Source organism: Streptomyces sp. NPDC090127 (assembly GCF_044746945.1).
Taxonomy (GTDB): Bacteria; Actinomycetota; Actinomycetes; order Streptomycetales; family Streptomycetaceae; genus Streptomyces.
In genome coordinates this window covers 73,443-98,931 of record NZ_JBIVDE010000004.1, presented here as the reverse complement: position 1 = coordinate 98,931, position 25,489 = coordinate 73,443, and the positions used below count along the sequence as shown (strand labels likewise).

General features: G+C 73.9%; 23 protein-coding genes and 1 pseudogene. 10 read left to right on the top strand and 14 right to left on the bottom strand.

From position 1 onward, the window contains the following. Positions 1 to 121: 121 nt before the first annotated feature. Positions 122 to 1,585, top strand: a complete 1,464-nt coding sequence (locus ACIPPS_RS16035) for a hypothetical protein (protein ID WP_401431693.1) — start codon at positions 122 to 124, stop codon at positions 1,583 to 1,585. A gap of 175 nt (positions 1,586 to 1,760) precedes the next feature. On the opposite strand, the gene ACIPPS_RS16030 is transcribed toward ACIPPS_RS16035, so the two are convergent. Next, entirely contained in the window at positions 1,761 to 2,528 is a 768-nt protein-coding gene (locus ACIPPS_RS16030; RefSeq protein ID WP_401431691.1) for an SDR family NAD(P)-dependent oxidoreductase, read from the bottom strand. 89 nt (positions 2,529 to 2,617) lie between these two features. On the opposite strand from ACIPPS_RS16030, the gene ACIPPS_RS16025 reads away from it, so the two are divergent. Beyond that, positions 2,618 to 4,045 carry an alkaline phosphatase PhoX gene (locus ACIPPS_RS16025; protein ID WP_401431689.1) on the top strand — a complete coding sequence of 476 codons (1,428 nt, stop codon included), beginning with the start codon at positions 2,618 to 2,620 and terminating at the stop codon, positions 4,043 to 4,045. A 93-nt stretch (positions 4,046 to 4,138) separates the two neighbouring features. Here the strand turns inward: ACIPPS_RS16025 and ACIPPS_RS16020 are convergent, their stop codons facing one another. After that, a complete protein-coding gene (locus ACIPPS_RS16020) occupies positions 4,139 to 5,386 on the bottom strand; it encodes a TerD family protein (protein ID WP_401431686.1) in 1,248 nt (415 codons plus the stop codon). 36 nt (positions 5,387 to 5,422) lie between these two features. Beyond that, positions 5,423 to 5,662 (bottom strand): hypothetical protein, encoded by a 240-nt coding sequence (locus ACIPPS_RS16015; protein WP_401431684.1) that lies wholly within the window; start codon positions 5,660 to 5,662, stop codon positions 5,423 to 5,425. Between the two features lie 70 nt (positions 5,663 to 5,732). Between ACIPPS_RS16015 and ACIPPS_RS16010 the strand changes: the two genes are divergently transcribed. Then, the gene (locus ACIPPS_RS16010; RefSeq protein ID WP_401431681.1) at positions 5,733 to 6,701 is read left to right on the top strand and encodes an AraC family transcriptional regulator; all 969 of its coding nucleotides are present in this window, start codon (positions 5,733 to 5,735) and stop codon (positions 6,699 to 6,701) included. A gap of 213 nt (positions 6,702 to 6,914) precedes the next feature. Here the strand turns inward: ACIPPS_RS16010 and ACIPPS_RS16005 are convergent, their stop codons facing one another. After that, complete coding sequence (locus tag ACIPPS_RS16005; protein WP_401431679.1) at positions 6,915 to 7,724, bottom strand: NAD-dependent epimerase/dehydratase family protein; 810 nt, start codon at positions 7,722 to 7,724, stop codon at positions 6,915 to 6,917. Between the two features lie 222 nt (positions 7,725 to 7,946). Between ACIPPS_RS16005 and ACIPPS_RS16000 the strand changes: the two genes are divergently transcribed. Then, positions 7,947 to 8,885 carry a 5-dehydro-4-deoxyglucarate dehydratase gene (locus ACIPPS_RS16000; protein ID WP_401431676.1) on the top strand — a complete coding sequence of 313 codons (939 nt, stop codon included), beginning with the start codon at positions 7,947 to 7,949 and terminating at the stop codon, positions 8,883 to 8,885. Next, a complete protein-coding gene (locus tag ACIPPS_RS15995; protein ID WP_401431674.1) occupies positions 8,882 to 10,063 on the top strand; it encodes a hypothetical protein in 1,182 nt (393 codons plus the stop codon). Before ACIPPS_RS16000 ends, ACIPPS_RS15995 begins: the two co-directional genes overlap by 4 nt. Before the next feature lie 32 nt (positions 10,064 to 10,095). Here the strand turns inward: ACIPPS_RS15995 and ACIPPS_RS15990 are convergent, their stop codons facing one another. The 6 genes from ACIPPS_RS15990 to ACIPPS_RS15965 all read right to left on the bottom strand — a co-directional run bounded on the left by ACIPPS_RS15990 (position 10,096) and on the right by ACIPPS_RS15965 (position 16,442). Beyond that, entirely contained in the window at positions 10,096 to 11,295 is a 1,200-nt protein-coding gene (locus ACIPPS_RS15990) for an MFS transporter (RefSeq protein ID WP_401431671.1), read from the bottom strand. A 188-nt stretch (positions 11,296 to 11,483) separates the two neighbouring features. Beyond that, on the bottom strand, positions 11,484 to 11,882 hold the full coding sequence (locus ACIPPS_RS15985; protein ID WP_401433074.1) for a hypothetical protein: 399 nt from the start codon (positions 11,880 to 11,882) through the stop codon (positions 11,484 to 11,486). A gap of 135 nt (positions 11,883 to 12,017) precedes the next feature. After that, entirely contained in the window at positions 12,018 to 13,466 is a 1,449-nt protein-coding gene (locus ACIPPS_RS15980) for a peptidoglycan D,D-transpeptidase FtsI family protein (protein WP_401431668.1), read from the bottom strand. 109 nt (positions 13,467 to 13,575) lie between these two features. Then, entirely contained in the window at positions 13,576 to 14,223 is a 648-nt protein-coding gene (locus ACIPPS_RS15975) for a response regulator (protein ID WP_401433072.1), read from the bottom strand. Beyond that, on the bottom strand, positions 14,223 to 15,476 hold the full coding sequence (locus ACIPPS_RS15970; protein WP_401431666.1) for a sensor histidine kinase: 1,254 nt from the start codon (positions 15,474 to 15,476) through the stop codon (positions 14,223 to 14,225). The genes ACIPPS_RS15975 and ACIPPS_RS15970 overlap by 1 nt, the downstream gene beginning before the upstream one ends. Positions 15,477 to 15,671: 195 nt before the next feature. Continuing rightward, positions 15,672 to 16,442 carry an IclR family transcriptional regulator gene (locus tag ACIPPS_RS15965; RefSeq protein WP_401431664.1) on the bottom strand — a complete coding sequence of 257 codons (771 nt, stop codon included), beginning with the start codon at positions 16,440 to 16,442 and terminating at the stop codon, positions 15,672 to 15,674. Between the two features lie 121 nt (positions 16,443 to 16,563). On the opposite strand from ACIPPS_RS15965, the gene ACIPPS_RS15960 reads away from it, so the two are divergent. From ACIPPS_RS15960 to ACIPPS_RS15940, 5 genes and pseudogenes are all read left to right on the top strand, one after another. Continuing rightward, positions 16,564 to 18,063 carry an aldehyde dehydrogenase family protein gene (locus tag ACIPPS_RS15960; RefSeq protein WP_401431662.1) on the top strand — a complete coding sequence of 500 codons (1,500 nt, stop codon included), beginning with the start codon at positions 16,564 to 16,566 and terminating at the stop codon, positions 18,061 to 18,063. Positions 18,064 to 18,124: 61 nt separating this feature from the next. Continuing rightward, on the top strand, positions 18,125 to 19,276 hold the full coding sequence (locus ACIPPS_RS15955; protein WP_401431659.1) for a cupin domain-containing protein: 1,152 nt from the start codon (positions 18,125 to 18,127) through the stop codon (positions 19,274 to 19,276). A gap of 79 nt (positions 19,277 to 19,355) precedes the next feature. Then, positions 19,356 to 19,856, top strand: a pseudogene (locus ACIPPS_RS15950) (GNAT family N-acetyltransferase); the annotation flags it as partial. 58 nt (positions 19,857 to 19,914) lie between these two features. Continuing rightward, complete coding sequence (locus ACIPPS_RS15945; protein ID WP_401431657.1) at positions 19,915 to 20,625, top strand: DsbA family oxidoreductase; 711 nt, start codon at positions 19,915 to 19,917, stop codon at positions 20,623 to 20,625. Between the two features lie 116 nt (positions 20,626 to 20,741). Then, a complete protein-coding gene (locus tag ACIPPS_RS15940; protein ID WP_401431655.1) occupies positions 20,742 to 21,806 on the top strand; it encodes an aminotransferase class V-fold PLP-dependent enzyme in 1,065 nt (354 codons plus the stop codon). A gap of 150 nt (positions 21,807 to 21,956) precedes the next feature. On the opposite strand, the gene thpD is transcribed toward ACIPPS_RS15940, so the two are convergent. The 4 genes from thpD to ectA are packed head-to-tail and all read right to left on the bottom strand — an operon-like array spanning position 21,957 to position 25,050. Beyond that, entirely contained in the window at positions 21,957 to 22,826 is an 870-nt protein-coding gene (gene thpD, locus ACIPPS_RS15935) for an ectoine hydroxylase (protein WP_401431653.1), read from the bottom strand. Positions 22,827 to 22,829: 3 nt separating this feature from the next. Continuing rightward, a complete protein-coding gene (locus ACIPPS_RS15930) occupies positions 22,830 to 23,228 on the bottom strand; it encodes an ectoine synthase (RefSeq protein ID WP_401431651.1) in 399 nt (132 codons plus the stop codon). 32 nt (positions 23,229 to 23,260) lie between these two features. After that, positions 23,261 to 24,529, bottom strand: a complete 1,269-nt coding sequence (gene ectB, locus ACIPPS_RS15925) for a diaminobutyrate--2-oxoglutarate transaminase (protein ID WP_401431649.1) — start codon at positions 24,527 to 24,529, stop codon at positions 23,261 to 23,263. Then, positions 24,526 to 25,050 (bottom strand): diaminobutyrate acetyltransferase, encoded by a 525-nt coding sequence (ectA, locus tag ACIPPS_RS15920; RefSeq protein ID WP_401431646.1) that lies wholly within the window; start codon positions 25,048 to 25,050, stop codon positions 24,526 to 24,528. The genes ectB and ectA overlap by 4 nt, the downstream gene beginning before the upstream one ends. Between the last annotated feature and the right edge of the window lie 439 nt (positions 25,051 to 25,489).

Here is a 25,489-nt window from a genome sequence, read left to right as displayed (position 1 = left end):
TAGGTTCAGCCCGTACCACCCCCGGACGACAGCCCGTACACCCAGCCTTCGGCCTGGCCGGCCCTCGCGCCGATCCGCACGGCCGCCGAGGCTCACACGCCCTTCGAGGAGAAGACCGCAGATGGCACCGGACCGCCCCACCCTGCCCCCCGTTCAGCTGCACTCGGACGCGGAGCTGGCGCGGGAAGCCCTGGCCACCCCCCTGCTGTCCCGCGCGGCGCGGCTCGCCCGCTGGGCCGGCCCCGAGACCCGCGTCGGCGCGGGCGGCGAGCTCGTCGACGAGCAACTGCCCGCCGCCGCCGAGGTGCTGGGCCTCTCGGCGGACGAGGACGGCGAGGCGTACGCGAGCGAGGCGTGGCGCCTCGCGGTCGACACCGGGCTCGTGGACGTCGAGGACGGCGACGACGACGCCCCGGGCGCGGTGAGCGTGGGCGACAACCTGGCGGTTCTCACGGGCGGGGCGCCGCTCGACGTCCTCGGGATCTGGCTGGACGGCCTGGACGTGGTGTTCGCCGACGCCACCGCGCCCGTCCTCGACGACATCACGGACGTCATCGGCGAGGACGGCGAGATCGACTTCGAGCTGCTCGACTGGAACCCGGAGGAGGAGGCCGAGTTCCTGGAGGGCGTGCTCGGCAACCTGTACCTGCTCACGGTGGGCGAGGGCGGGCCGGGTGACGGTCCGGTGCCGCTGCCGGCGCTCGCCGCGTCGATGATCGTCCCCGACGACATGGGCGAGCCGACGGACGACGTCCTGGAGCAGGTCTCGGAGGCGATGATGCGCCTCGACGACCAGTTCCGGCTGCTGGAGCCCATCGGGCTCGTCGCGTACCAGCCCGTCGACGAGGCGCTGATGGCGGAGGAGGACGAGGCGGAGCCGGCCCCGCGCCACGACGAGGGCGACGACCTCGACGACGAGGACGTCAGCCGGTACGGCATGGTCCGGCTGACGCCGCTCGGGCTGTACGGCGTCCGGGCCCGGATGCTGGAGGCGGGCGTGGACGCGCCGGCCGTCGGCGAACTGGCGGACAAGGGCGCGGACGTGCTCCTCGACGGGCTGGCTTCCTACCCCGAGACGGCGGCGCGCGCCGAGACCGTGGGCTGGCTGGAGGGCCGGGGCGCGGTGGGCGCGGCACGCGAGCTGCTCGGTGCGGCGCGGGGCGCCGACGTCGGCTCGCCGCTGCGCCGGCTCCACTGCCAGCAGGCGCTCTCGCTCGTGGGCGCGGAGGCCGAGCCGGCGGTACGGGAGGTGCTCGACGACCCGGAGCTGGGCGGGCTCGCCCGGGTCTGGCTGGCGGAGCGCGGGGCGGCGGACGTGCCGGCGCCGTCGGAGGCGATGATCTTCTGGCTGGCGATCGACACGATCGCCGCGCAGCTGGACGCGCGGGGCGAGCTGGACGAACTCCGCGAGCTGGTCGAGGGGCTGACCGGCCGTCACAGCGGCTTCTTCGAGGCGGCCTGGCGCGTCGAGCACCCGGCGACGGCGGACGTCCTGGAGGCGATGGGCCGCCTGCACCCGGACAAGGCGGCGGCGAAGGAGGCCCGCAAGGCGGCCTTCAAGGCGAGGTCGCGCGGGGGCGCGTGACCCTGCGGGGCGCGGCGGGGGCTGCGGGGGCTCCGCGGGGACGCCTGCCCCGCGGGGCGAGGGTCCGGGGACTGCTCCGCGGGGGCGCCCGCCCTGCGGGGCGCGGCCGGGGGCACCCCGGGCCCCCGGCTGTTCCGCGGGCCGCGACGACCGGCTCCGCGCCCCCGGGCCCCGGCTAGGTCCTCAGGTGGGAGGCTCCGTTGAGGTCCAGGATGGTGCCTGAGGACCATTCGGCCTGGGGTGAGGCCAGCCAGAGGACCGCGTGGGCGATCTCCTCCGGGGTGCCCACGCGGCCGAAGGGGCTCTGGGCGCGGAGGGCGTCTCCCTCCGGGCCGGTGAGGCGCGGTGCGACGCGTTCGGTGGTGAAGAAGCCGGGGGCCACCGAGGCCACGGCGATGCCGTGCGGGGCCAGGGAGACCGCCAGGGACTGGCCCAGGGCGTGGACGGCGGCCTTGGTCGCCCCGTAGGCCGGGTGGTCGGGCTCGCCCCGGAACGCTCCGCGCGAGCCGATGTTGACGATCCTGCCGCCCCGGCGCCCGTCGATCATGCGGCGGGCCGCGAGGTGGCTGAGATTGGCCGTGGCCAACAGGTTCACCGCCACGTGGCGCTGCCAGACCGCGACCCACTCGTCGTACGGCGTCTCCGGCAGCGGGTGCCGTTCGTTGACCGCCGCGTTGTTCACCAGGACGTCGATGCCGCCGAGCGCCTCCGCCGCCTCGTCCGCCACGCGCGCCGCGATCGTCGCGTCCGCCAGGTCGCCCTGGACCAGGGCGTGGCCCTCGCCCGGCAGGGAGGCCAGTGTGGCCCGGGCCTCGTCCGCTCGGGAGCCGTAGTGGACCGCCACCCTGTCGCCGTTCTCGGCGAAGGCGCGGGCCACCGCGCGGCCGAGGCCCCGGGAGGCCCCGGTGACAAGGACACGACGACCGGTGGGGGGCAGGTTCATGGAAGGCCGCCTCTCTGTTCAACTGTCGTTTATACGCGGGCGGGACCGTGTGCCCCGACACCGGGTGACGACAGGGAGACGACAACGCCATGCCTCTCAACCGCCGAGAATTCGCCAAGCAGTCCACCGCCGCCGGAGCGGGGCTCGTCCTGACGGGTACCGTCGCGGCCCTCGCGACCGCGCCCGAAGCGCTCGCCACCCCCGACGACCGGGGTGAGGAGCAGGCGTCGCACGGGGACCGGCACCGCCTCGGCTACGGGCCGCTCGTCGCCGACCCGGACGGAGTCCTCGCGCTCCCCGCCGGGTTCTCGTACCGCGTCATCACCCACAGCGGCGTCACCAAGCTGGAGTCCGGCGAGTTCACCCCGTCCAACCACGACGGCACCGCCACCTTCGACGGGCCCCGCGGCACGACGCTCCTCGTCAACAACCACGAGCTCAAGGGCCCCCGCTCCAAGTGGAAGCACCCGGTCCCGCTGACCGAGGGGCTCGTCTACGACCCCGCCGCGTCCGGCGGCTGCACGGTCGTCGAGGTGCACCGTGACGGCACCGTCGCCGAGTGGGTCGGCATCGCCGGCACCTCCACCAACTGCGCCGGCGGCCGTACCTCCTGGGGCACCTGGCTCACCTGCGAGGAGAACTCCGACCGCGCAGGCGAGAACGGCATGACCAAGGACCACGGCTACGTCTTCGAGGTCGACCCGCGCGACCGCCGCGCCAACCGTGCCCCCCAGCCCATCAAGGCCTTCGGCCGGTACGACCACGAGGCGGTCGTCATCGACCCCAAGCGCGGTCACGCCTACCTCACCGAGGACGCCTCCGAGCCCAACGGCCTCTTCTTCCGCTGGGTCCCGCCGCAGGGCTTCGAGCACGGCCGGGGCAGGCTCCGTACCCTCGCCGACGACGCCGGCGTCCTCCAGGCGCCCCGGTGCATCGACTCGGGCGGCCGCTTCGTCGACGACCTCTCCCGCGCCACCCGGATCGGCACGGTCTACGGCGTGGACTGGCTGGACGTCCCCGACCGGGACGGCCGCGAGGTCGAGGTCCGCGAGCAGTTCGGCCCCGACGAGGTCACCCGCGCCCGCAAGCTGGAGGGCATGTGGTGGGCCGACGGCGGCGCCTACATCGTCTCCTCGTACGCCCGTGACGAGAGCCCCGGCGCCGCGCACGACGGCCAGGTCTGGTTCTACGACCCCAAGCGCCGCACCCTGACCCTCCAGGTCCTCCTGGGCGTCAACCCCGCCCCGGACCAGGACGGCGCCTACGACGGCCCGGACAACATCACCGTCTCCCCCTACGGCGGTCTCGTCATCGCCGAGGACGGCGAGGGCGTCCAGCACCTCTTCGGCGCCACCGAGCGCGGCCGTACGTATCCCATCGCCCGCAACGACCTGAACGACAGCGAGTTCACCGGCGTCGTCTTCTCGCCCGACGGCGACACCCTCTTCGCCAACATCCAGGACCCGGGCATCATGGTCGCCATCACCGGCCCCTGGCGCCGCCAGCCCCGCCGCTGACCCGGAAGCCGGTCGCGACGCCGACCGGCCGTGGACGGAGTGACGAAGGGGCCCGCCGGTCGATGACCGGCGGGCCCCTTTCCGTACGACCGGTCAGAGCGCCTGGGCGGCGGGCTTCACCATGCCCCGGACCGTGCGCGACTTCACGAACTCGCCGATCGCCGTCATCTCCCACTCGCCGGAGAACTGCTTGATGAGCTTGGCCATCATCACGCCCGTCTGCGGCTCGGCCGTCGTCAGGTCGAAGCGGACCAGCTCCTCGCCGGTCGCCCCGTCGATCAGCCGGCAGTAGGCCTTGGCGACCTCCGTGAACTTCTGGCCGGTGAACGAGTTCACCGTGAAGACCAGGCCCGTGGCGTCGGCGGGGAGACGGCCGAGGTCGACGACGATGACCTCGTCGTCGCCCGCGCCCTCGCCCGTCAGATTGTCGCCGGAGTGCTTGACCGAGCCGCCCAGGATGGAGAGCTTGCCGAAGTAGCAGCTGTCCAGGTGGTTGCGCTGGGGGCCGTACGCGATGACGGAGGCGTCGAGGTCGATGTCCTTGCCCCGGTACGCGGGCTCCCAGCCGAGGCCCATCTTGACCTGGGACAGCAGCGGACGGCCGCCCTTGACCAGGGAGACCGTCTGGTTCTTCTGGAGACTGACCCGGCCCTTGTCCAGGTTGATCTTGCCCGTGGAGACCGGGGCGGCGGGCGGGGCGACCGGGGGAGCGGACGGCGGAGACGGCGGCGTCGGAGCGACGGTCCTCGGGTCCAGCGGGGCCGCCACGGGCGGCGCGGACGGAGCCGAGGGGGGCGCCTGCGGGGCGACCGGCGCGGCGGCGGGGGCCGCGGCCGGCTCCTCGTCCACCGAGACGCCGAAGTCGGTGGCGATGCCCGCGAGGCCGTTGGCGTACCCCTGGCCCACCGCGCGGGCCTTCCAGGCGCCGTTGCGGAGATAGATCTCCACGATCACCAGCGCCGTCTCCGTGCCGAGCTGCGGCGGGGTGAAGGTGGCGAGGACGCTGCCGTCGTCCGCGTTGCGGAGGGTCGCCGTGGGCTCGACGCCCTGGAAGGTCTGGCCCGCGGCGTCGGGGCTCGCGGTGACGACGATCTTCTCGATGCCCGACGGCACCGCGCCGGTGTCCACGACGATCGCGTCCGGGGCCGAGCCGCCGCCGGAGCGGTAGCTCACGCCGGGGCCGGTCGGCTGGTTGTAGAAGATGAAGTCGTCGTCGGAGCGCACTTTGCCGTTGGCGCCGAGGAGCAGGCCCGAGACGTCGAGCCGAACCGGAGCGGCGACGTCCACCGCCACGCGCGCGGCGGAGAGCGGGATGTTCGAGCCGGGGGTCATAGCGGTCATGCCAGGGCTAACGAGCGAGACCGCTTTGCCGTTCCCTTACCTTGGGTCCCTTCGGCCACTTCGGTTACGGGGGTGGTTCCGGGCCGCGCGCTCGTTGCCGAACTTGTACGCGCCGGTCCAGCGCGCCATGACCAGCTGGGCGTCGCCCGATCCGACCTCCGCGAGGAACTTCGTCGCACGGTCACCCCGCAGGGTGCCCGCATCGCGCCCGCGGTGGGTGATCACCACGGTGCCGTCTCCGCGCTGGGCGTAGCTGAATCCAAAGGGCTGGGGCATGACGGGCATCGTGCCCTTCGCCGGGCACGTCCGTCATGCGAATTTCCCGATGATCGTATTCTTTCGGCTCGTGGGTGGGAGCAATTTCAGAACACGGGACGTCGACGAGGCGCGCCAGGAGATCGACGCGCGCTACTACGCCAACTCCTTGGACGTCATCGAACGGCGGGAACGGCCCTTCGCGGCCACGTTCGACACCGTCGAACTGGGACCGCTGGTCATCGGTGACCTGGCCTGCGGGGCCGACGTCCGGATGCGCTTCGGCGAGCTCGGGGCGTTCCACGTCAACGCCCCGCTCGGCGGGACGATGGAGATGCGCCAGGGCGGGGCGGCGCCGGTGGTCGCGACGGCGACCGAGGCCGTCATGCTCGACCCGCACGGCGACACGGTCCTGGAGCGCTGGAGCGGGGACTGCCGCACGCTCTCCGTCAAGATCGACGCGGCCGCGCTGCGCGAGCGGCTCGAACGCCTCATCGGCCGCCCGCCGCGCGGCCGGCTCGCCTTCGCGCCGTACCTGGACATCGCCCGCGGCCCCGGTCTCGGCTGGGCGCGCCTCGCGCTGCAGGTGGCGCGCGAGGCGCTCGCGGGGGACGGTCTCGCCCAGCACGCGCTGGTCGCCGGGCCCCTCCAGGAGGCCCTGCTGAACGGGCTGTTGCTGGCCGCCGACCACCCGTGGCGGGACGAGCTGGCCCACCCGGGCGGGCGGCTGCGGCCCGCGCCGGTCAAGCGCGCGATGGACGCCGTACGGGCCCGCCCCGAGCATCCCTTCACCACGACCGAACTCGCCGAACTCGCCGGGGTGGGTGTGCGCCGACTCCAGGAGTCGTTCCGCGAGTGCGTGGGCATGTCACCGATGGCGTACGTCCGTGACGTCCGGCTCGAACGGGTCCACGCGGAGCTGCGGGGCGCGGGCCCCGGGGAGCTGAGCGTGAGCGAGGTGGCCTGGCGCTGGGGCTTCACCCACCACGGGAGGTTCGCGGCGCAGTACCGCACCCGGTTCGGGGAGCCGCCGTCCCGGACGCTGCGTGCGGCGGGGTGACCCGCCGACTCCCCGCGTTTCGCGGACACGTGCCGCGCTGAGCGGATCGCGGGCGGCCGGGCCGCCGCCGTAACGTCTTCTCCGTCGCGTGTGCCACCGCACGGCGTGACCCGGGCCCGGCCGGCGCCCCCGCATAAGTCCGGCCGGGCCTTGTTCAGTTCCCCCTGGAGCCCCCGGGCCCCCGGCCCCCCGGCCCCCGGAGCCGCCCCCGCGTCAGTGCGGCCAGCGCGGCGGCTCCGTGCAGAAGTGGCCGCCCAGGTGCGTGTGGGCCGGGTCGTCGTCCTTCGGCATTCCCTGCTCGGCGATGATCCGTGCCGCGAACCGCTCCGAGTCGTCCTGCGGCTCGTAGCCGAGCGCCCGCGCCGTCGAAAGGTCCCACCACAGCCGGGTGTTGGCGGAGGAGCCGTAGACCACGGTGTGGCCGACGCCCTCGGCGGTCAGCGCCGCGTGGAGCAGCCGGGCGCCGTCGGCCGGGCTCAGCCACATCGACAGCATGCGCACCGACGTCGGCTCGGGGAAGCAGGAGCCGATCCGGACCGAGACGGTCTCCAGGCCGTGCTTGTCCCAGTAGAACTGGGCCAGGTCCTCGCCGAAGCACTTGGACAGGCCGTAGAAGGTGTCCGGGCGGTGCGGGGCGTCGACGGGGATCACCGGGTCGCCCTCGCGCGGGCGTGGGGTGAAGCCGACGGCGTGGTTGCTGGAGGCGAAGACGATCCGGCCCACCCCTTCCGCGCGGGCGGCCTCGTAGAGGTGGTGCAGGCCGGTGATGTTGGCGGCCACGATCGCGTCGAACTCGGCCTCCAGGGAGATCCCGGCGAGATGGACGATCGCGTCGACGCCACGGACGGCCTCGCGCAGCGCCTCGCGGTCGGCGAGGTCGGCGACGATCGCGTCCGGCGCGCCCTCGACGGGTGCCAGGTCGAGGAGGCGGAGCTCGTATCCGTACGCGGGCAGCAGCGCGCGCATCAGCGTGCCGACGCCACCGGCGGCGCCGGTGAGCAGGACGGTACGGGGTGTGGGCATCGGGAGTCTCCGTCCGTGGATCGCATTCACAACCGTGGACACGGTAGGGAGGCCGGTCGTTGAGCGTCAAGAGCGCGCACGGACCGTCAAGACCGCGCAGGCGAGACGGTCTTGCGCCTTGACCGTCGCTCCGCGGCTGCTCTAGCGTGAAGGTGTTCAAGAATATGGACAGCAATCATAATTGTGCACGACGGTGCACGACGGACTTCGCTGGGAGCGCCCGTGACCACAGCCCCGCTCGCCGAACGGCTCGACGGCCTGCTGTTCTTCCCCGTCACCGCCTTCGCCCCGGACGGCACCGTCGACCTCGACCTCTTCCGCGCCCATGTACGCGGAGGCGTCGAGGCGGGCGCCGCCGCGGTCTTCGCCTGTTGCGGCACGGGCGAGTTCCACGCCCTGACCCCCGAGGAGTTCCGCGACTGCGTCGCCGCGGCCGTCGAGGAGTCCGCCGGCCGCGTCCCCGTCGTCGCGGGCGCCGGCTACGGCACGGCGCTCGCGATCCGCTACGCGCGGCTCGCCGAGGAGGCCGGCGCGGACGGGCTCCTCGCCATGCCCCCGTACCTGGTCGTCGCCGACCAGGCCGGGCTCCTGCGGCACTACACCGAACTCGCCGCCGCCACCTCGCTCGACGTCGTCGTCTACCAGCGCGACAACGCCGTCCTCACCCCCGAGACCGCCGTCGCCCTCGCCCGCGTCGACGGCGTCATCGGCCTCAAGGACGGCCTCGGCGACCTCGACCTGATGCAGCGGATCGTCAGCGCCGTCCGCGCCGAGGGCCTGGACCTGCTCTACTTCAACGGCCTGCCGACCGCCGAGCTCACCGGCCTCGCCTACCGGGGCATCGGCGTCACCCTCTACTCCTCCGCCGTCTTCTGCTTCGCCCCCGACATCGCCCTCGCCTTCCACCGTGCCCTGACGACCGGCGACGACGCGACCGTGGAACGGCTCATCGACGGCTTCTACCGGCCGCTCGTCGAACTGCGCGCCCAGGGCCGCGGCTACGCCGTCTCGCTCGTCAAGGCGGCGGTACGGATGGGTGGCCTGGACGTCGGCGAGGTCCGCCCGCCGCTCAGCGAGCCCGCGCCCGAGCACCTGAAGGAGCTCGCCACGATCATCGAGCGCGGCCGCGCGCTGCTCGGGACCGAGGAGGGCGACGCGTGAGGGCCGGCGCCTTCGTCTACCCGTGGGACGTCGTCGGCGACCCGGCCGCGCCCGGCCTGCTCGCGGACCTCGGCCTCGCGAGCGTCACCCTCGCCTCCGCGTACCACTCCACGCGGGCCCTGACGCCCCGGCACCCCGCGCACCGGATCGTCACCGCCGCGCACGCGGCCGTGCTCTACCCGCCGGACGGGGCCCGCTGGTCGGGCCGCGCGCTCCGGCCGTACGAGGCGGGCGCCTGGGCGCCGGGCGACGCGTACGGCCAGGCGGCCGGGGCGCTCGCGGACGCGGGCCTCGAGGTCCACAGCTGGGTCGTCCTCGCCCACAACTCCCGCCTCGGGGCGGAGCGTCCGGATACCTCGGTCGTCAACGCCTACGGCGACCGCTACCCCTGGGCGCCGTGCATCGCCCGGCCGGACGTCCACGCGTACCTCGTGGAGCTCGCGGTCGAGGCGGCGGTACGGCCCGGGGCGGCCGGCACCGAGCTGGAGTCCTGCGGCTGGTACGGCCTCGCCCATCTGCACGCCCACGACAAGACCGCGGGCGTCCCGCTCGGGGACCGCGAGCAGTATCTGATGTCCCTCTGCTTCTGCTCCTCCTGCCGGGAGGGGTACGAGGCCGGGGGTGTCGCCCCCGACGCCCTGGCGGCGGCGGTGCGCGCGGCGCTGGAGGGGGTGTGGGCGGGGCCCGGGGCCGGGACCGGCGCGGGTCTCGGGGGCGCGGGGGCGTCCGGCGCGGGGCCCGGTCCGGGGCTCGGGGAGTTCGAGGAGCCGGTGCTCGCCTGGCGCGCGCGGGTGGCCCGCGCGCTCCAGGAGGACGCGGTGGCCGCCGTCCGCGCGGCCGCCCCGCCCGGCTTCCGGGTCCTGCTCCACGCCGACCCCGTGCCGTACCGCTGCGGCGCCAACGTCGGGACCGACCCGGCGCACGTGCTCGCGGTCGCGGACGGTGTCGTCACCCCGGCGGCCTCCGTGGGCCCCTTCGGCCGTGCGGCCCGTCCGGAGACCGTCCTCGTGGCCAACGTGGGGGTGGTGGCGGGAATGGGCGGTTCCCCCGGCACGCTCGCCGCGGACACCCGGCGGGCGTCCGCCGAGGGTGCCACCGAACTCCGGCTGTACCACGCGGGGTTGGCCTCCGACGCCGACCTGGCCGCCGTCGCGGACGCCCTGCGGGCCATGGCCTGAGGAGGCGGGGAAAGAAGGGTACGGGTGTCGTCTCAGGCGTCCGCCCGCGCCGGGGCTTCGGCGCGGGCGGCCCCCCACGCCGCGAGGACCGCCGCCCCCGCCAGGCCCGCCCCCGCGAGGAGCGGGAGCAGCACCCGGACGTCGACCAGCGCGACCAGGGCCGCGCCGGCCGCCAGGGCGATCGCGTTCGGGACGAAGAGCAGGGTGTGCGCCGTCGCGGCGGCACGGCCCACGGCGTCCGCCGGGGCCTCCCGCTGGACCGCCGTCATCGCGGCGACCAGGACGAGCGGCAGGCCCACCCCGATCAGGCCGCTCGCCCCCAGCGCCACGCCGTCGTGCGGGACGGCGCGGGCGCCCGCCGCCAGGGCGAAGAGGGCCAGCCCGGCGGCGGCCACCCACCGGCCGGGCACCCGGCGCAGCAAGGGCCCCGCCGCCAGGCCCGCGACGACCGAGCCCGCGCCCTGGGCCGCGTACAGCACGCCCGTGTACGTGGGGGAGTGGCCGAGGCTCGTGTCCACCACGGCGTGGATCGCCGCGCCGTTGACCCCGGCGAGCAGCATCGTGAAGGCGCCCGTCAGGACGAGCGGGCGCAGCACGGGCGACGCGCGAAGGGTGCGCAGACCCTCGCCGGTGTCGCGCAGCCAGTGCGCCGAGGCCGGGCGGACCGGCCTCTCCTCCCGTACCCGCATCAGCGCGAACAGCCCGGCGGCGAGCGCGAACGTGGCCGCGTCGAGCAGCGCCACCGGCCCGGCGCCGTACCGGGCGAAGAGGCCGGCCGCGAGCAGCGGGGCGAGCAGCTTCACGCCCTCGTTGACGGTCGTCCGCAGCCCGTTGAAGTCGCCGAGCAGCCGCTTGTCGAGCGCGCTCGCGGCGAGTGCGACCTCCGCGGCGTCGTGGACGGTGCCCTGGATCCCGTACAGCACGAGCACGGCGAAGAGCAGCCACACCCGGTCCGCGCTGTCGACCCACAGCAGCGTCGGCAGCAGCGCGGCCATCGCCGCGTTCGCCCCGACCATCAGGGGCCGCCGGCGCACCCGGTCGGCGACCGTGCCGAGCACCGGCCCGACCAGCGCGGGCGCCCACAGGGCGAAGACGGCCAGCGCGGCCAGACTGTCCGAGCCGGTCAGGGACTTGACCCAGATCCCCGACGCCAGCCACATCGCCGTCGAACCGAACCCCGACACCAGGACCCCGGTCAGATACAGACCGGCTGTCCACCGCATGCCTTTCATGGCGGCAGCCTGACGTCTGAGGGGGCCCGACGGGATCGGGCAGATGCCCTAGAAACCCCCCCGGGCCTACGCCACGAGCAGGGCAGCCAGGCGGTCCGTCCGTCCGGACGGCGACGGTGACCTGCTGCCGCGCGGCACCGCGCCGGACGGCGACGGTGACCTGCTGCCGCGCGGCACCGCCCGGCTCGTCACCGCGCGCCGTCCGAGGCGACCGGGGACGCTCGGTTCTCGTACCAGAGGGCCGCGGCCGTCGCCAGGGCGCCCAGGCCCTCCCAGAGGCCGACCCCGAGGAAGCCGGCCGGCGCCCGGCCCGAGACGACCGCGAGGGTGAAGACCGCGCACGTCAGCAGCCGGAACGGGACCGTCCAGCGGAAGAAGGCCTTCCAGTCGGCGAACGCGGCCAGGATGTAGTACACGCCCATATTGAGCGCGGCCATCGACGAAGCGGTGAGGAAGACGAGGGTGTGGTCCCCCTCCGCGCGCCCGCCGTCCGGTATGGGGTCGAAGCCCATGGCGCTGAGCAGGGTGTCGGGAGACACCAGACCCACCACCCCCATCGCCGCGGCGAGCAGTCCGAAGACCGCCATGGTCCAGCCGGACAGGGAACGGGGCAGGCGCACGGGGGTCCTCCGGGTCTCGCAAGTATGTTCCCCGCGAGGCTACTTGAGGGCCGGCGAGGCCTCGCGAGGGCCCTCGGGCCCGCCTCGCGAGGCCTCGCGAGACTACTTCAGCGCCGCCTTCATCATCTTCTGGGCCACCGGCGCCGCCAGGCCGTTGCCGCTGACCGACTCGCGCGCCGCGCCCGAGTCCTCGATCAGCACGGCCACCGCGACCTCCTTGCCGCTGTCCGCGTCCTTGGCGTACGAGGTGAACCAGGCGTACGGCGTCTTGCTGTTGTTCTCGCCGTGCTGGGCCGTGCCGGTCTTGCCGCCCACCTCGGCGCCGGAGATCGCCGCGTTCGTGCCCGTGCCCTTGTCGACCACGGTCACCATCGCGCTGCGCAGCTGCTCCGCCGTCGAGGAGGAGACGATCCGCGTGCCGTCCCCGTCCTCGAAGGACTCCAGGGCGTCGCCGTCGGAGTCCACGACCTGGGAGACCATGTGCGGAGCCGCCATGAGTCCATCGTTGGCGATCGCCGCGGACACCATGGCGATCTGGAGCGGGGTGGCCGTCACCTCGAACTGGCCGATCCCGGTCAGCGCCGTCTGCGCCTTGTCCATGTCGGACGGATACACACTCGGGTAGGCGCGTACGGGGACGTCCTGTTCCGTGTCGTTGAAGCCGAACTTCTCCGCCATCGCCTTCACCTTGTCCTGGCCGAGGTCGACGGCGATCTTGGCGAAGACGTTGTTGCAGGAGTACTGGAGCGCGGTGCGGATCGTGGCGTCCTCGCACGGCGCGGAGGGGTTCTCGTTCTCCAGGTCGCGGGTGGAGCCGGGCAGCCTGTACGGGTTGGGGCTCTTCGTAGCCGAGTCCACCGAGTCGTAGAGCCCGTTCTCCAGCGCCGCGGCCGCGACGACCAGCTTGAACGTCGAACCGGGCGGCAGCGGCTGCCGCATCGCGCGGTTGACCAGCGGCTTGTCCTCGTCCTCGGTCAGCTGCCGCCAGGTGGACCCGTCGGTCAGGCCGGCGATCTCGGACGGGTCGTACGAGGGCGTGGAGACCATCCCGAGGATCCGGCCGGTCTTCGGGTCGATGGCGACGGCCGCGCCCTTCTTCGAGCCGAGCGCCTGGTAGGCCGCCTTCTGCACGGCCGGGTCGATCGTCGTGACCACGGCACCGGGCTCCTGCTGCTTGCCGGTGAGCGCGTCGAGCGGGTTCTTCAGCCGGGTGTCGGTGCCGTCCAGGACGTCGGAGTAGATGCCCTCCAGCTGGTTGGCGCCGTAGGCCTGGGAGCTGTAACCGGTGACGGCGGCGTAGAGCTCGCCGTCGGTGTAGTCGCGCTTGTACGCGAGATCGCCACCCTCCGTCCTCTTCGAGCCCGTGACCGGCGAACCGGCCACGATGATGTTCCCGAGCGGATGCGCGTACTGCGCGATCACGTTCCGCCGGTTCTTCTTGTCGTCCGCGAGGGCCTTGCCTTCGTACGCCTGCACCCAGGTGGCCCGGCCCAGCAGGGCGAGCACCAGGAGCAGCGAGAAGATCGAGGCGCGCCTGATCGTCTTGTTCATCCCACTAGCCGGGACGAACGGAGGGTGGCATTCCGTTCCGGATGTGTCCTGTTTCTCAGGAAACGTTCATGCGGCGCCGGACCGGAGTGACCCGCGCCACGGCGGCGGCTCAGCTCGTCCCGACGAACCCCGACTCGTACGCCAGGATCACCGCCTGTGTGCGGTCCCGGGCGCCCGTCTTCGCCAGCACCGCCGCCACATGGGACTTCACCGTCGCCGGGCCGACGCCCATCCGCCCGGCGATCTCCGTGTTCGTCAGCCCCGTCGCGACCAGGCCCAGCACCTCCGCCTCCCGTTCGGTCAGCCGGGCGACCCAGGGCGGCGCCGCCGGGGGCCTGCGGCGGGCGTGCTCGGCGGCCAGGCCCCGTACCGCCGCCGGGTAGAGCAGCGAGTCGCTGCGGGCGACCAGCCGGACCGCGTCGACCAGCTCCTGCGCGCCGGCCCGCTTGAGCAGGAAGCCGGCCGCGCCCACCCGCAGCGCCTCGTAGACGTACGCGTCGTTCTCGAAGGTCGTCACCACCACGATCCGCGGCGGCTCCGCCGTCCCGGCGAGGATCTGCTCGGTCGCCCGGATCCCGTCGGTCTCCGGCATCCGCACGTCCATGAGGACCACGTCCGGCCGGACCGCGCGGACCACCGACACCGCCTCGGCCCCCGTCGACGCCTCGCCCACCACCTCCAGGTCCGGCTCGGCGTCCAGGATGACCCGCAGGGCCGTCCGCACCATCCGCTCGTCGTCCGCGAGCACCACCCGGATCACCGGACGTCCTCCGTCCCGCCGGCCAGCGGCAGCCGCGCCGTGAGCCGCCAGACCTCGCCGACCGGGCCCGCCGTGGACGTACCGCCGAGCAGGCGCGCGCGTTCGCTGATCCCGCGCAGGCCGCGCCCGCCACCGGGGCGGGCCGCCGGCGCGCGAGCGGGCAGGGGGTTCTCCACCGTGATCTCCAACTCCTCGTCGTCCAGGGCGATCCGCGCGGTCACGCGCTCCCCGCCCGCGTACCGCGCCGCGTTCGTCAGACCCTCCTGCACGATCCGGTACGCCTCCCTCGACACCGCGTCCGGCACCCGGTCGAGCCGCCCGCCCACGGCGAGCTCCACCTGCCGCCCGGCGCCCCGCACCAGCGCCTCCAGCGCGTCGAGCCGGGGCGCGGCCACCTCGCCGTGGTCCTCGCCGGCGCGCAACAGGCCGAGCACCGCGTCGAGTTCGCCGACCGTGCGCCGGGTCGTCTCCTCGATCGCGGCCAGGGCCTCCCGTACGAACTCCACGTCGGTGTCCAGGACCCGGCGGGCCGCGCTCGCCTGGAGCGTGACCGCGCTCAGCGCGTGGCCCACGGAGTCGTGCAGCTCGCGGGCGAGGCGGTTGCGCACGGCCAGCTCGGCCGCGCGCCGCTCGGCCGCCGCGAGGCGGTCGGCCGGGCTCGGCCCGAGCAGCCGGGGCGCCTGCCGGGCGAGGAACGCGCCCGCGCCCGCCGCGACGGCGGCGAGGGCGAGCAGCATCAGCAGTCCGACCGGGAGCCCGGCCCACTGGGCCCAGGTCCGGTGCAGGCCCCAGTGCGCCGTCAGCTCCGACGTCTGGAGCGACGCCGAGAACGGCAGGGCCATCACCGTGACCGCGAACGGCGGCAGGGCCAGCGACGCCCCGCTGACCAGCGCGCCGATCCCCAGATGGAGCGTGAACCAGGCCGCCGCCCGCGCCCGCCCGCCCGGGCCCCGGGCGGGCCCGTCCGCGAGCCGGTCGCCCGCGATCCCGCACAGGGACCTCGCCGCCGCGACCGACATCGGGCGGGTCAGCGGGAAGAGCGCGGTGAGCGCGGCGAGCGGCAGGCCGATCGCGTACGCCCCGAACTGTTGGGCGAGACCGGCCCCGAACATCGACCCGTCACCGGTGAGCGTTCCCATGACCACGGTGCCGACCAGCCAGTACGGCATGAACAGGGCACCGCCCAGGATCAGATGCACCCAGCGGAGCCGGGCCGGCCGGCCCAGGACCGGTGCGAACGGCCTTCTCACGCGCCCGCGCCACGACGGCGCGGGAGGGTGGCCGGGCAGCCGGGCGGCAGGGACCTGGTGATCATTTCCCCAGCGTAGGCCGAGCGCCTCGGACCCGGGGCGGCCTTGGCCGGATCGCTCCGCGGCAGGAAGGGCACCTCGCGCGGACAGCGGCCCCGGCGGCCGACCCCGCCCGCCCGGATCTCAGGCGGCGGGTCAGAGGCGGCGGGTCGCCAGCGTCAGGCGGTCGCGGGCGTCGAAGAGGGCGTCCTTGATCAGCTGCTCGTGGCCCGGGGTGAGCCGGGCCACCGGCACCGAGCAGCTGATCGCGTCGCGCGCCGGGGTCCGGTAGGGGATCGCGATGCCGAAGCAGCGCAGCCCGAGGGTGTTCTCCTCGCGGTCCACCGCGTAGCCCTGCTCGCGGACGAGGCGCAGCTCCTCGATGAGCTTCTCGCGGTCGGTGATCGTGTGCTCGGTCAGCGCCGGCAGCGTCTCCGGGAGCAGCGCGCGGACCTGCTCGTCGCTGTGGGTGGCGAGCAGCGCCTTGCCCAGCGAGGTGGAGTGCGCGGGCAGCCGGCGGCCCACGCGGGTGAACGGCCGCAGGTAGTGCTGCGACTGACGGGTCGCCAGGTAGACCACGTTGGTGCCGTCGAGACGCGCCATGTGAATGGTCTCGGTGGTGTCGTCGGAGAGCCGGTCGAGGGTGGGCCGGGCGGCGGCCACCACCTCGTCACCGTCGATGTACGAGGTGCCGACCAGCAGGGCCCGGACGCCGATGCCGTACCGCGTGCCCGTCGCGTCCGTCTCCACCCAGCCCAGCTCGACCAGGGTGCGCAGCAGCATGTACAGGCTGGACTTGGGGTAGCCCACCGCCTCCTGGACGGCGGCCAGCGCATGCATGCCGGGGCGCCCCGCGAAATATTCGAGCAACTCCACGGTCCGTACCGCGGACTTGACCTGGGCCCCACCCGTGTCGGCTGTCGACATCGCCCTCACCCCTCTTCCTGGTGCCTCTTGTGGAGCCGGCACACCCGTCAATAGAGTCCAGATGCATGGATTCATCTACTGGAACTCCGTTCAGAATACCGAACGGGGCGTGAAGAGGGGCATGGCCGTGGCAGCTGAACCAGTGTGGAGTGTGGACCCTCGGACGGGGAAGGCGCGGGAGCAGGTTGCGGTGGAGGCCACAGCCGAGGACGTCGACCGGGCCGTCACCGCCGCAGCCGCCACGCGCGACGCCCTCGCCGACCGTACGGTACGGGCCGCCCTGCTCCGCACCGCGGCCGGCCTCCTCGACGAGGCCCGGCCCGAGGTCGTCGAGACCGCCGACGCCGAGACGGCGCTCGGACCCGTCCGCCTGACCGGTGAACTCGCGCGCACCTCCGCCCAGTTGCGGGCCTTCGCGGACGTCGTCGACGAGGGCGCCTTCCTCGACGTACGGATCGACCTGCCCGACCCCACGACCACCCCGCCCCGGCCCGACCTGCGCCGCTGGAAGATCCCGCTCGGCGTCGTCGCCGTCTACTCCGCCAGCAACTTCCCGCTCGCCTTCTCCGTCCCGGGCGGCGACACCGCGAGCGCCCTCGCGGCCGGCTGCCCCGTCGTGGTCAAGGCCCACCCCGACCACCCGGCCACCTCCGAGCTCTGCGCGGCCCTGCTGCGGCGGGCCGCCGCCGAGGTCGGCCTGGACGAGGACGTCGTCGCCCTCGTCCACGGCTTCGACGCCGGGGTGGAGCTCGTCCGCCACCCGCTGGTCGCGGCGGCCGGCTTCACCGGGTCCGTCCGGGGCGGGCGGGCGCTCTTCGACGCGGCGGCCGCCCGCCCCGTGCCCATCCCGTTCCACGGCGAGCTCGGCTCCCTCAACCCGGTGGTGATCACCCGCGCGGCCGCCGAGACCCGGGCCGCCGAGATCGGGGCCGGGCTCGCGGGCTCCATGACCCTGGGCCGGGGCCAGTTCTGCACCAAGCCCGGCTTCGTCCTGGCCCCGGCGGGCGACGCGGGCGACCGCTTCGTGGCCGCGCTGGCGGACGGGGTGAAGGGCACGGAGCCCGGCGTCCTGCTCGACGCGCGGATGCGCGACGCGTTCGTCGCCGGCGCCGCCGAGCGCAGCGGACTCCCCGGCGTCGGCGCGCCCGTCCTGCCCGGCGCGGCCGACGAGCACACCGTCACCGCGGGCTTCCTCACCGTCGACGCCGCGACCCTGCTCCGGGGCGGGCACGAGCCGCTCCTGGAGGAGTGCTTCGGCCCGCTGACGGTGGTCGCCCGCTACGCCACACCGGACGAGATCCCGCAGGTCCTCGCCCTGCTCCCCGGCAACCTCACCGCCACCCTCCAGATGACCGGCGAGGACCCCGAGGCGGCGGCCCTGCTCGCCGCACTCACCCCGCTGGCGGGCCGCGTGCTCGTCAACGACTGGCCCACCGGCGTGGCGGTCGCGGGCGCCCAGCACCACGGCGGCCCGTACCCGGCGACCACCTCCACCTCCACCTCGGTCGGCGCGACCGCGATCGAGCGCTGGCTGCGCCCGGTCACGTACCAGTCGACCCCCCAGCACCTGCTCCCGCCGGAGCTCCGCGACGGCAACCCGCTGGGGCTGCCGCGCCGCTGAGACGAAGCGTGTTTCTGGGGCTCCCCGCCATGTCCGCGCGTCTGGCGGTACGGTGCGCGCCATGGACGTACTCAGCGATGCCGTCACGGCGATGCGCACCGGGCGCCCGCACTCCGCCCGTACGGTCAACTCCGGTTCCTGGGGCGTCCGTTACCCGCCGGGGCCGGGCGCGGGGTTCCATGTCGTGGTGCAGGGCACGGCCTGGCTCATCCCGCCGGCCGGCGACGGGTCGGCCCCGGCCGTGGCCGAGGCGATGGGGGCGTCTGAGGTGGCGGGGGCAGGCGAGCCGGTGGGGCCCGAGGCGGTGGGGGCAGGCGAGCGGGTGGCGCCCCAGCCGGTGGCGCCCCAGCCGGTGGCGCCCCAGCTGGTGGCACCCGAGGCGGCGGGGGCAGCCGAGCTGGTGGCGCACGAGCCGGTGGGGCCCGAGCCGGTGGCTCCCCGGCCGGTGGGGCCCGGTGAGCCCGTCCGGCTTCGGCCCGGCGACGTCGTCCTGCTCGCGCACGGCACCGGCCACGGGCTCGCCGGCCACCCCGGCGACCCGCTCGTCGACGCCGTCCGCGCCCCCGACGGCTCCTGGCCCGGGCCCGGGCCCGCGACCCGCGAGGCCGTCCGTGGCGACGAGACCCTGCTGCTCTGCGGCGCGTACCAGGTGAGCAGGGCGCGGGCGCATCCCCTCTTCACCGAACTGCCGCCCGTCGTGCACATCCCGGCGCGGGTCGGGGCCCACCCCCGGCTGCGCGCCGCGATCGACCTGCTCGGTGCCGAACTCGCCGACCCGCAGCCGGGATCCGACGCGCTCGTGCCCGCCCTGCTCGACACGCTGCTCCTGCTGGTGCTGCGCACCTGGTGGCTGGCCGAGCGCCCGGACCGGGCCACCGGCTGGTCGGCGGCCCTGAGCGATCCGGCCGTGACCGCCGCCCTCCGGGCGATCCACGCGGACCCGGCCCGGCCGTGGACGGTGGAGGAGCTGGGCGCCGAGGGCGGCCTGTCGCGGGCCGCGTTCGCCCGCCGCTTCACCCAGCTGGTGGGCCGGCCGCCGCTCGCGTACCTGACCTGGTGGCGCATGACCACGGCGGGGCGGCTGCTCCGCGCGGACGACACCCCGCTCCGCAAGGTCGCCCAACGAGCCGGGTACACCTCGGAGTTCGCCTTCGCCAAGGCGTTCAAGCGGGAGTACGGGATGGCGCCGGGGCGCTATCGCAAAGGGGCCTAGGGGGTGACACGAGGCCGGGGGCCGGGAGTGCGGGCGCGACCGGGCCCCGCGCGGGGACGCGCGAGGCCGCAACCGGCCCGGCGCCCCGCGCGTCCCCGTTGTCATGATCAGAACCGCGACGCCCGACGACCTCGACGCCATCGCCGCCCTGCACCTGGAGGCCCGCTCCACCTACTACAGCGGGCACATCCCCGACGCGGAGTTCTCCGGCGCCGAGGAGCTCGCCCGCTCCCGCGACGGGTGGGCGAGGGCCGTCGAGCGGGGCGACGTGCTCTGCGCCGAGCGGGACGGCGAGCTGGCCGGGATCGCCGCGTACAGCCGGGGCGACGGCACGGTCACGCTCACACAGCTCCACGTCCGCCCCGACCACTGGCGCCGGGGCGTCGGCACCGAGCTGCACACCGCCTGTCTGGACGCCTGGCGCGCCGAGGGCCTCACCGACGCCCGGCTGCTGGTCTTCGAGAAGAACGAGCGGGCCCGCGCCTTCTACACCGCCCACGCCTGGGCCCAGGACCCCGACACCCCCCGCTCCGGCACCCACCTCGTGCTCCGCCTCACACTGACGCCCGGAGCGGAATGAATCCGGCGGGCGCGGGCGTTCCGGCCCCGGAACACCGCCGACCCCGGAGAGAAACAACATGCGCGTCGAGATCTGGAGCGACATCGCCTGCCCGTGGTGCTACATCGGCAAGGCCCGCTTCGAGAAGGGGCTCGCGGCCTTCGCCCACCGCGAGGAGATCGAGGTCGTGCACCGCTCCTTCGAGCTCGACCCGGGCCGGGCCAAGGGCGACATCGCTCCGGTGCTCGACCTGCTGGCGAAGAAGTACGGCAGGACCCTGGAGGAGGCGCGCGCCATGGAGGCGCACGTCGCCTCCAACGCCCACTCCGAGGGCCTCGACTACCGCACCGAGGGCCGGGACGGCGGCAACACCTTCGACATCCACCGCCTGCTCCACCTCGCCAAGGAGCGCGGCCGGCAGAACGAGCTGCTCGACCTCGCCTACCGCGCCAACTTCGCCGAGGAGCGCTCCGTCTTCGACGCCGAGACGCTCGTCCGGCTCGCGGTCGAGGCCGGCCTGGACGAGGCCGAGGCGCGGGCCGTGCTCGCCGACGGGACCGCGTACGCGGACGCCGTACGGGCCGACGAGCGCGAGGCCGCCGAACTCGGCGCGAACGGCGTCCCGTTCTTCGTCCTGGACCGCCGCTACGGCATCTCCGGCGGCCAGCCCGCCGAGGTCTTCACCCAGGCCCTGGAGCAGGCCTGGCAGGGCCGTACGGTCCTCCAGCCGGTCGGCGGCGGCGACGCGGCGGCACCGGCCTGCGACGCCGACGGCACCTGCGAGGTCTGAGGCGGACGCCCCCGCGGACCGGACCGGCCCCGGACCTGGGTCCATAAGCGGCCCTTGGGGTTTCCCCATGATCATTCGTCATTGACGTGGGGTCGGGGGGAGCCCAGGCTGTGGGCATGGATGCCACGGATGTCATGACACCCCTCGGCGGGGCCGAGTTCGCGCCCACGCGGACGTATCTGAACACTTCCGCGTGCGCGCTGCTGCCGCGCCGCACGATCGAGGCCGTCACCCTGCTCTGCGAGGAGACGGCCGCGGGCCGTACGGAGGGCGCGGGCAGCTTCGACGTCGTCGACGAGGCCCGCGCCGCCTACGCGCGGCTCATGAGCGTCGCCCCGGAGCGGGTCGCCGTCGGCAGCTCCGTCTCCGTCCACGTCGGGATGGTCGCGCAGTCGATGCCGGCCGGCGCCGAGATCCTCTTCCCCGAGGGGGACTTCTCCTCCCTCATCACGCCGTTCACGATCCGCGGCGACCTCAAGGCGCGCTTCGTGCCGCTGGAGCGGCTCGCGGAATCCGTCCGCCCCGACACCGCGCTCGTCGCCTTCTCCGCCGTCCAGTCGGCGGACGGCCGGACGGTCGACTTCGCGGCGGTACGGGCCGCGGCCGCCGCGCACGGCGCCCGTACGCTCCTCGACGCCACCCAGTCGGCGGGCTGGCTGCCGCTGCGCGCGGGGGAGTGGGACTACACGGTGGCCGGCGGGTACAAGTTCCTGCTCTGCCCGCGCGGCTCGTCCTTCCTCACCGTCACCGAAGAGGCGAAGGACGCGCTCGTCCCGATCCACGCGGGCTGGGTCACCGGCGAGGACCTGTGGGTCAACAGCTACGGACCGGTGCGTGAACTGGCCCGCTCCGCGCGGCGGTTCGACGAGCCGCCGGCGTTCCTCTCGTACCACGGGGCGGCCCGCTCGCTCGCGCTGCTCGAAGAGATCGGCGTCGAGCGGATCGAGGCGCACAACAAGGCCCTCGCCGCCCGCTTCCGTGCCGGCCTGGTGGAGCTGGGCCACGCCCCGGTGCCGGACGTCTCCGGCGTGGTCGGCGTCCCCGGTCTCGGCGACCGGCAGCCCGACCTGGTGGACGCCGGCGTCCTGATGTCCGCCCGCGCGGGCAACCTGCGGGCGTCCTTCCACCTCTACAACGGCACGGCGGACGTCGACCGGGCCCTGGAGGTCCTGGCGGGCTGAGGGCGCGGACGCGAGCGGGGCCGGTGGAGCGGGGGGCCCTTCCGGACCCCGCCCTCCACCGGCCCCGCTCCTTCACCGGCTCACTTCACGGACGCACCGCACCCGGCGCATCGCACTCGGCTCGGCGTGCCTGAGTCGCCGCGCCCGGGCTCACCTCACCGGCGTGAAGTCCCGCGCCCCGATGAACTCCGGCCGCCGCACCGGCGCCGCGAACGGCTCCACCGCGGTGTTCTCCACGCTGTTGAAGACGATGAAGACGTTGCTGCGCGGGTAGGGCGTGATGTTGTCGCCCGAGCCGTGCATCGCGTTGCAGTCGAACCAGGTCGCCGAGCCGGCCCGGCCCGTGAAGAGCCGGATGCCGTGCGCGTCCGCCAGCGAGGTCAGCGCCTCGTCCGACGGGGTGCCCGCGTCCTGCATCTGGAGCGACCGCTTGTAGTTGTCCTTCGGCGTCTCGCCCGCGCAACCCAGGAACGTCCGGTGCGAGCCCGGCATGATCATCAGGCCGCCGTTGGTGTCGTGGTTCTCGGTCAGCGCGATCGACACCGACACCGTCCGCATCCGCGGCAGGCCGTCCTCCGCGTGCCAGGTCTCGAAGTCCGAGTGCCAGTAGAACCCGGAGGCGCCGAAGCCCGGCTTCACGTTGATCCGCGACTGGTGGACGTACACGTCCGAGCCGAGGATCTCGCGGGCCCGGCCCACCACGCGCTCGTCGCGGACCAGTCGGGCGAAGACCTCGCTGAGCCGGTGGACCTCGAAGACGGACCGTACGGTCGACGTCTTCGACTCGACGATCGCACGCGGGTCGGCCCGTACGGCCGGATCGGCGACCAGCCGGTCCAGCTCGCTCCGGTAGCCGGCGACCTCGTCGTCGGTGAGCAGCTCCGGCTCCACGAGGAAGCCGTCCCGCTCGAACGACTCCAGGCCCGGGGCGTCGCCCCACACCACCGGGTCACGGCGGGGGGTGAGCACCTCGGAGGCGCCGCGGGTGGGGTACAGGTCGGTCAGAACATCGGTGGTCATGGTTCAGCCCTCCTCCGTGAGCAGCGGGTACACCCCGTTCTCGTCGTGGTCCTCCCGCCCGGTGACGGGCGGGTTGAAGACGCAGACGCAGCGGAAGTCGGTCTTGGGGCGCATGGTGTGCCGCTCGTGACCGTCGAGCAGGTACATGGTGCCCGGCTCGATCCAGTGCGTCTCGCCGGTCTCGTCGTTCGTCAGCTCGGCCTCGCCCTCGACACACAGGACGGCCTCGATGTGGTTGGCGTACCACATGGACGTCTCGGTGCCCGCGTAGAGCACGGTCTCGTGGAGCGAGAAGCCGACCCGCTCCTTGGCGAGGACGATCCGCTTGCTCTCCCAGGTGCCGGAGGCGGCGCGGACATGGCGGTCGGTGTTCTCGATGTCCTTGAACGATCGGACGATCACGGTGGTGCAACTCCTCTTCTTCTGCGGGTGTTTCAGGCGGTCTCGCGGACCGCGCGGGACAAGGTGCGCAGCCCCTCGTCCAGTTCCTCGGGCGTGATGGTCAGCGGCGGCAGCAGCTTGACGACCTGGCTCTCCGGGCCCGAGGTCTCCAGCAGGAGCCCCAGCTCGAATGCCCGGGCGCAGACCTTCGATGCGCGCGTGCGGTCGGCGAACTCCAGGCCCCAGACGAGACCACGGCCGCGGAAGTGGGCGCCGTCGGCGGGGTTCTCCTCGCAGATGGCGAGCAGCGTCTGCTCCACCTGCTCCCCGCGCGCCAGGGTCTGCTTCTCCATCTGGCCGTCGGCCCAGTACGTGTCGAGCGCGGCGGCGGCGGTGACGAAGGCCGGGTTGTTCCCCCGGAAGGTGCCGTTGTGCTCGCCGGGCTCCCAGACGTCCAGCTCCGGCCGGAACAGGCAGAGCGACATCGGCAGGCCGTAGCCGCTGATCGACTTCGACAGCGTGACGATGTCCGGGGTGATGCCGGCCTCCTCGAAGGAGAAGAAGGCGCCGGTACGGCCGCAGCCCATCTGGATGTCGTCGACGATGAGCAGCATGTCCTGGCGTCGGCACAGGTCGGCGAGGGCCCGCAGCCACTCGGCGCGGGCCACGTTGATGCCGCCCTCGCCCTGGACCGTCTCCACGATCACCGCGGCCGGCTTGTTGAGGCCCGAACCCTGGTCGTCGAGCAGCCGCTCGAACCAGAGGAAGTCCGGCACCTGGCCGTCGAGGTAGTGGTCGAACGGCATCGGGGTGCCGTGGACCAGCGGGATCCCGGCCCCGGCCCGCTTGAAGGCGTTGCCGGTCACGGCGAGCGACCCGAGCGACATGCCGTGGAAGGCGTTGGTGAAGGAGACCACCGACTCGCGGCCCTTCACCTTCCGCGCCAGCTTCAGCGCGGCCTCCACGGCGTTGGTGCCGGTCGGGCCCGGGAACATCACCTTGTACGGCAGCGAGCGCGGCCGCAGCACGACCTCCTGGAACGTCTCCAGGAAGGTCCGCTTGGCGGTGGTCGCCATGTCGAGACCGTGGGTGATGCCGTCGCGTTCCAGATAGTCGATCAACGCCCGTTTCAAGACCGGGTTGTTGTGGCCGTAGTTGAGCGAGCCCGCGCCCGCGAAGAAGTCGAGGTACTCGTGGCCGTCCTCGTCGGTCAGGCGCGCGCCCTGCGCGCGGTCGAAGACGGTGGGCCAGCCACGGCAGTAGCTGCGCACCTCCGACTCCAGGGTCTCGAAGACGCTCAGTTCAGGCTGGGTGATGGTCACAGCGAAGCTCCGGGGGTGTGGAAGGGGCCGATGCGGTACAGGACTTCGGGCTGATGGGCGGCGCCGTCGGCGGAGTCGGGGAACAGGCCTCCGTCGAAGAGGACCTCCCGCTCCAGGGGGAGCCGGTGCCGGGCGGCGTAGGCGGTGAAGAGCCGGTCCGACGGCGTGTTGTCGGGGGTGATCGTCGTCTCGACGGCCTCCGGGGCGACCCGGGCGGTCAGCGCGTCGAGCAGCACCCCGGCCAGGCCGCGCCCGCGCTGGCTCTCGTCGACGGCGATCTGCCACACGACGAGGGTGCCGGGCCGGTCGGGGCGCAGGTACCCGGTGACGAAGGCGACCGGCTCGCCGCCGTCGGCGGCGCGCGCGACCAGCGAGGTGGCTGCGAAGTCGCGGCACCACAGCAGGTAGCTGTACGAGGAGTTCAGGTCCAGCACCCGGGAATCGCGGGCAATGCGCCAGATCGCGGCTCCGTCCTCCACGCGTGGGCTTTCCAAGGTCATGGCTGCTTGTGCTGCGGTCATGCCGAGGGAATTTACCGATCGAATTCTTGGATTGCATGGGGCGGAGGGGTGGGCGGGAGAGGATCGATGTGTTATTCGCGCGAGCGCCGGTCTGTACTGGTTTGACCGGATAAATACGGGCGAAACGGCGGCGATGTGGGGTCCGTCACAGGCGGCGAAATGGCCGGTAAGCGCTGACGAAACCTTAGCGTTTAGGGTCCCGGATGCGGGGCAGAAGAAACGCGGAAGGTGCACGGGGAATTCGCGCGACTAATGCGCGCGCGGAATTCGCTCGGGGAATGCCGACCAGGGAATGCGGCGCGGCGGATGCGGGGATGCTGGAGGAATGCGGACGGAGAATGCGTCTGGCGTGCGGGCGCGCGTGCGTGCCTCCCGGGAAACGAAGGGGGCCGGGGTGGTGGGCGGGACATCGCGATGTCCCGCCCACCACCCCGGCCCC